The organism is Cetobacterium somerae ATCC BAA-474, assembly GCF_000479045.1.
GTDB classification, from domain to species: Bacteria; Fusobacteriota; Fusobacteriia; order Fusobacteriales; family Fusobacteriaceae; genus Cetobacterium_A; species Cetobacterium_A somerae.
In genome coordinates, this window is sequence record NZ_KI518112.1 from 1 (window position 1) to 6,023 (window position 6,023).

Below are 6,023 nucleotides of genomic sequence, written 5' to 3' on the forward strand. Positions count from 1 at the left end.
TGTGCGTCTACCTATTCCGCCACCCAGGCATTTCAGTTAAGAAGTCTCTTCAATCTTTCTTATTCGTTATTAATTCTATCAATTTTTGCAAAAAAAATCAACTAGTTTTTTCATTTTTTTTATTTTTATTTTATAAGACTAACTTTCGAACAATTAGTTTAATTTCTTTTCTTTTTCAACTAATAATGATATAATAATTCTAGTTTAAATTAATTATAGTACTTTAAGGATGGTTTTTATGAAAAATAATGCATTTTTTAAAAATAAAAGAAAAAGAGCTCTTTTCTTTGCAAACATAATATTAATTTTATTTATATCTTTTCATTTAATTCAAATGGAATCTACTGATGAAGAGTTAATGACTTTTGTTCTCTTTTTAATTGGAGATATAGCTTTATTAATATATCAAATCGTTGAAATTATAAGAAGTAATAAAAAAGACACTAAATAATCTCTAGTGTCTTTTTATCAAAAACTATTCTAAAGGTATTCCTACATTTGGTACAAATTCATCTGCTAAAATTTTAACTCCTTTTATTTTAGCATCTTTTCCTAACATAGGTTGAGTAGATGGATTAGAGGGATATTTTTTCCCATTAAATTTTAATACTGCTTGTCCCGGAGTTGCTCCTCCTCCTGAAACTTCCATTATAATGTCATTCCATCCCTTTGTTTTATTATCACTTATAATTATTGGTGTACGAACTAATGATAGTTCAGATATAACTTGATATCCTTCACTAACCTCTTTTAAAATAAGTCCGGAATCTCCTCCCGTTCCTCCTAACATAGGTCCATATGCATAAACTATAACTTCAGGTTTTTTATCTCCATTTAAATCTACTTTATTATACATGTAGTGAACTATATCCTCTCCTCTTTTAAGAGAATAAGTTTTAATTAAAGTTTCCTCAACTTCTCTGTCTCTTTGAGTTTCCGATTTCATTGATTTCATCTCTGCACTTAAAGATACCATACTTGTTAAAACTACTGACATTATAACTAAACATACCTTTTTCATCTTTCCTCCTATTATAATTTTTTAATTATTTGGCTTTTTCAAGAACTTTAGCTATGTTTTTATAAACCTCTCTTGTTGCTCTAATATCTTCTAAAGCATCGTGTGCATTTTCTAGTGAAACATTAAAATGTTTACACCACGTTTCTAATCTATTGTTTTCTAAAACTGGTAAAATTCCCATAACTTGAAGTGATTTTACTAAATTAAGAGTACATACGTTTAATTTAAAATCAATAAAGCTTCCCATAAATCTATTATTTAATCTATTATAAAAATTATATAACATTCTAAAATCAAATGGATAGTTATGACAAATCATAACTAATTTATCATTTTTATCATATCTATCTACATATTTTGAAAAAATTTTCTCTAACTCTTTTAACGCCTCTTCTGGCTCCTGCTCTTTGTTAAGTTCTTCTACTGTAAATCCTATAGTTTTTAAAGCACTTTCTGAAATATCTGCTCCGTTATGAGGTTTACATCTAATATTAAACCATTCTACAACCTCGTTATCTATCTCTATAGCACCAGCTATTTGAACTATTGCAGAGTTATCAGTTAATCCAGTTGTTTCTGTATCTAAATATAATAATTTCATACCTATCCTCCCTTTTATCTATATTTTAATAATACTCTATCATTTTTAAAATTACAATATAAAATATTTTATAAAACTTATTGAAATTCTCTACATACTTTTTTACAGTAAATTTCAAATTGATTAAACTACATTTATAATATATCATATGAATGCTTATTCAAACAAGCAGGCAAAATAAGGGAAACTTTATGACGCAAAGCTATAGGACCTGTAAAATGGTAGCCAGTTGCAACAATTTTTTTATAAAATTGTTGTTTTTTTTATTTTAGGATTAGTCCACCTAAAAAATACACATTTTTAGTCACTACTAAATAAGAATAACTTTACAAGCTAAATTTGTATTTAGATAAAATAAATGGAGGACAAAGTTGAAACTATTAAAAAATAGATTTTTAAAACTACTACTATTCTTAACTATGACAATGGTAGCTTTTTCAAATGATAATACTTTTTACCTAGGAATTCAAAACTATCCAGAGACTGAAGTTGAAATTGATGGTATTTCTATCAATGGAATTATCCGTGACCTCTTTAAAAATGAGTTAAAATTAAATGTAAAAGAAGTTCATGGTTCTTGGAGAGAAAGTCATAATAATCTTGAAAAGGGAACTATCGATGCTTTAGGGTTGGTCACAAAAAACACTGTTAGAAAAAACAATATATTACTTTCTAAACCTATTTTTAGTGAAAATCTATATGTCGCTTCTGATAAAATTCCTTTAGATTCACCATATGATTTAATGAATCAAACAATTTATGTGTTTAAAGGGGATGAAATTCCCATAAAGCATTTAAAAGATTTTTTAGAAAAAAACAACATAGATGCAAATATCGTAGAAGTTGATAATATTGATGATTTTAAAGATAATTTTTACTTAGACTCAGAGTTTATCGCTCTCAAATCTCAAAATAGACTATTAGTCTCATTTTTAGCTCCTGTTTGCATTGGTGTAAATAAAAAATATGAGTATTTATTACCTCACATAAATACTGCTTTGAATAAAAAATATAGTAAAAAAATATCTAATCACTTTAAAAATCTTCCATTATACTATCAAAGAGAAAGATTCCAAAATAGCTTAACTGAAGAGGAAAAAGATTTTTTATCACAAAAGAAATTTATAACAACTTCTCTTGAAGATGACATCTCTTTAAGTATATATATTAAAAATAGTGATAAATTTATTGGAATACTACCTGAATATATTGATAAAATTGCTAGTATTATTGAAATTCCAATAAAATATACCTACAACGGGAAAAAGTGGACATATATACAAAAAAAATTTAAACAAGAAGAGATTGATTTTTTAACACTTTCAACAACTGCTGAAGGAAAATCTAGCTATATCTTTTCAGAAGCAATCGATTATATTCCAATGCATCTACTTAATCATATTGATAGTGGTGATTATAATGTCGGCGTTTTAAAAGATGGAAAGTCTCAAGATATTGGTAAAGAATATTTTATAGAGGAAGATATGAAAATATACAACTCCACAGCAGAGTTATTTGAAGCTTTTAAAAAAGATGAAGTTGGTTATATAATAAGCCCATATAACATCTATGATAGAGACTGTGGTAAACAGCATAAAGATATAAAAATAAAAGATATTCCTATTAATTTCGCTTTTTCAAAAAAACAAAAAATTTTAAGAGATATTTTTAATAAAGCAATTGCAGTTATTGGAGATATTGATAAAAATGAAATTAGAAATTTTGTTGAAATAGACCAGAAAGAATATGTTCTCAACATAACTGAAGAAGCTGAGGAAAAGAAAAAAATTTGGTATATAACTATATTTATACTTTTAGTACTAATTAGTAAAATAGTTTTCCAAAAAAAATTAACAAAAGCTTTAAAGTATGACCAATTAACTAATCTACCCAACAGGTATCTTTTTAATGAGTTTTGTAAAAAAAATGATTTTATCAAAGGTGCTGTTATTGTAATCGATTTAGATAATTTCAAAAAAACTAATGATAAATATGGTCATAGTAAAGGGGATTCAGTTCTTTCTGAAGTTGGAAAACTTTTATTAGATGTATTTCCAAGAGAAAATACTTTTAGAATATCTGGAGATGAATTTTATTTATATTATGGTGATAATGATCTTTTAGAAAGATTAGAAAAATTAATATATCTGGGCAAAAACTCCAATATTATAACTAAATATAATATCTCTTTTAGTATCGGATACTATATTAAAAATAATGATGAAAGCTTAGAGCTGTCATTTGAAAAAGCTGATATAGCAATGTATGATGCTAAAAAAATAAATGGATTTTCAATTATGCAATATAAGAAGTAAGGGCAAAGTAAGGGAAACTTTATGACGCAAAACTATAGGGCCTATTAATGTGGCAGCCAGGTGCAACAATTTTAATTAAAATTGTTGCTTTTTTTATTCCGAAAATACATCGAATAAAAATTTTTCATAGTTACAAACTAAAAAATTTACAGGAGGATTCAAAATATGAAAAAAATATTAAGCTCACTTTTTATAAGCATTGGAGTTTTGGCTGTTGCTCAAGAGGAAGCTATTATGGAGGTTAAAGCCCAAGTTATTAAACCTTTAAAGGTAGAAGTCACAAAAAATATCGATTTTGGAAAAGTTGTCGCTGGAAGCTTTTCAAGAGTAGACGGTGAATTTAAAGTAACTGGTGAACCAGGAGAGAAGTATATTGCATATATTAAAGAACTTGGAGAAAACAGTGGTGAAGGTACAATAGAAATGGTAAACAGTACTGATTCTTCAATAAAATTTCCAGTAAGAGCATGGACAGATTTATTTAATTTTATTCCTACAATCAATAGTAAAACTGGTTATAATTATCATACTGTAGGAGTTGATTTAGCTGTTCCAACAACTCAAACTCCAGGTAGCTACACTTCTAATCTTACAATGATTGTTAGATACGAATAGTTGAAAACTTAAACAAAAAAATAGACGACAGAAAAACTCAATAGTTTTTCTGCCGTTCTTAGTAATTTTTAAACTATCTTTAAACCACTACAATCACTTAAGTCTGACTTTTCTAAATTACATTCATAAAAAACGGTATCTTTAAAGTTGCTATTATTAAACTTTGATCTCTTTAAACTGCATTTTTCGAAATTAGTTTTTACTATCTCTTTACTAAAAATAGTTTAATTATAATTTTTATAAAAGTCAATTTCTTTAAATAAATTTGCTTTTTTCTTTTTTATATAGTAAATAGATATTATCCGACTCTGTCATAGTCAAGGGGGCTAACGGGGGAAGCTTCTTAGTTATCTAGATCTAAGAAGCTTTTTTCTTTTTTTTGTAAAATTTAAAACTTTTTTATAAAACCTATAGTCTAAATATTATAAAAAGTGTTAAAAGTAAAAAATAATTTAATCCCCCCAAATAATAAGAACCTCTCTCCCCCAGAGGTTCTTGTTATTTTTTGCAAATATACCCTAATAATATTATAGTAAGTCTGTTAATTTCTTTTCTGCAGTTTTTATATTTTCTTCAGGTAACTTAGCAATTAATTTTCTTAACTTTTCTCTCTTCGATTTTGTTGCTGCCTTTTTCATAAATCTTTTCCAATCCTCTTTTCCTATATAAGATTTTAATTTTTCTTCTGAAACTTCTAAGGTTAAATTTAAATCATTTGGTATTTGAGGAAGTTCTTCCTCTACTCCTAAAAAATTATCCTTTACTATATTTCTTTTTTCTATTTTTTCTACGGGATTATAGATAAGCCATTCTTTATATTCATAAAGAGCCACATATTGTGGAGTTTGGTTCTCTACAAAACGTATACAATATCCTTTTAAATTTAGTTCATTATTTTCTATAAGTTTTCTAAGCCCTAAAGAATAAATTCTAAAATATTTATTTGCATCTGGATCTTCTTGTTCTTTTAATTCTTTTGCACTTTTCCCTACTACAGATAATGAAACTAATAATTCTTTTATTAAATCTTTATCCCTTTTTTCATATTTCTTTAAAATAGTAAAAATTTCATGGTCTGCATTTCTTTTTAATAAATTTGGATGACTTATTCCATATGCTCCATTTTCTATCCAAGAAGTTGTACTCAGCATTTTACTCATTGTAGAACTTTCTTCTATATCTTTTATCAAATCATTCAAATTCCCTTCAAATTTTCCAATTCCATCTATATCATATTCAAAAAAATCATAGCCTTTTTTTATTCTAAAACATGTACTTTTTAAAATTCTCTTTTCTTCCATAATAAAACTTCCTCCTTTGGAATTTGTTATTCGTAGTTTAATATTATTGTTATTAAAAGTCAATTTTATATTATAAGATTGTTTCAACAGTCTTTTTTTATTATTTTTTATATTTTTATATCTATCTTTTCATTTCTATCATTACTTTCCATATACAATCTAATTTATAT

General features: G+C 26.0%; 7 protein-coding genes and 2 riboswitches. Of the genes, 3 read left to right on the top strand and 4 right to left on the bottom strand.

Annotated elements, in window-relative coordinates; translation table 11 throughout:
• Positions 1 to 238: 238 nt before the first annotated feature.
• The gene (locus HMPREF0202_RS04280) at positions 239 to 451 is read left to right on the top strand and encodes a hypothetical protein (RefSeq protein WP_040406337.1); all 213 of its coding nucleotides are present in this window, start codon (positions 239 to 241) and stop codon (positions 449 to 451) included.
• Positions 452 to 475: 24 nt separating this feature from the next.
• Here HMPREF0202_RS04280 and HMPREF0202_RS04285 read toward each other — a convergent pair whose 3' ends face one another.
• Positions 476 to 1,021, bottom strand: coding sequence for a hypothetical protein (locus tag HMPREF0202_RS04285; protein ID WP_023052062.1), 546 nt, complete (start codon positions 1,019 to 1,021; stop codon positions 476 to 478).
• A gap of 25 nt (positions 1,022 to 1,046) precedes the next feature.
• The gene (locus HMPREF0202_RS04290) at positions 1,047 to 1,622 is read right to left on the bottom strand and encodes a 3'-5' exonuclease (protein WP_023052063.1); all 576 of its coding nucleotides are present in this window, start codon (positions 1,620 to 1,622) and stop codon (positions 1,047 to 1,049) included.
• Positions 1,623 to 1,783: 161 nt separating this feature from the next.
• Positions 1,784 to 1,859: riboswitch (cyclic di-GMP riboswitch) on the top strand.
• Between the two features lie 134 nt (positions 1,860 to 1,993).
• On the opposite strand from HMPREF0202_RS04290, the gene HMPREF0202_RS04295 reads away from it, so the two are divergent.
• Together HMPREF0202_RS04295 and HMPREF0202_RS04300 are read left to right on the top strand one after the other, a co-directional pair.
• Positions 1,994 to 3,937 carry a GGDEF domain-containing protein gene (locus tag HMPREF0202_RS04295; RefSeq protein ID WP_040406339.1) on the top strand — a complete coding sequence of 648 codons (1,944 nt, stop codon included), beginning with the start codon at positions 1,994 to 1,996 and terminating at the stop codon, positions 3,935 to 3,937.
• A riboswitch (cyclic di-GMP riboswitch) is annotated at positions 3,929 to 4,005 on the top strand. It overlaps the preceding gene by 9 nt.
• Positions 4,006 to 4,102: 97 nt before the next feature.
• The gene (locus HMPREF0202_RS04300) at positions 4,103 to 4,552 is read left to right on the top strand and encodes a DUF4402 domain-containing protein (protein WP_023052065.1); all 450 of its coding nucleotides are present in this window, start codon (positions 4,103 to 4,105) and stop codon (positions 4,550 to 4,552) included.
• 68 nt (positions 4,553 to 4,620) lie between these two features.
• On the opposite strand, the gene HMPREF0202_RS15705 is transcribed toward HMPREF0202_RS04300, so the two are convergent.
• Complete coding sequence (locus tag HMPREF0202_RS15705) at positions 4,621 to 4,773, bottom strand: pentapeptide repeat-containing protein (protein ID WP_084537628.1); 153 nt, start codon at positions 4,771 to 4,773, stop codon at positions 4,621 to 4,623.
• Between the two features lie 306 nt (positions 4,774 to 5,079).
• A complete protein-coding gene (locus tag HMPREF0202_RS14670) occupies positions 5,080 to 5,853 on the bottom strand; it encodes a hypothetical protein (protein WP_051364124.1) in 774 nt (257 codons plus the stop codon).
• Positions 5,854 to 6,023 lie beyond the last annotated feature (170 nt).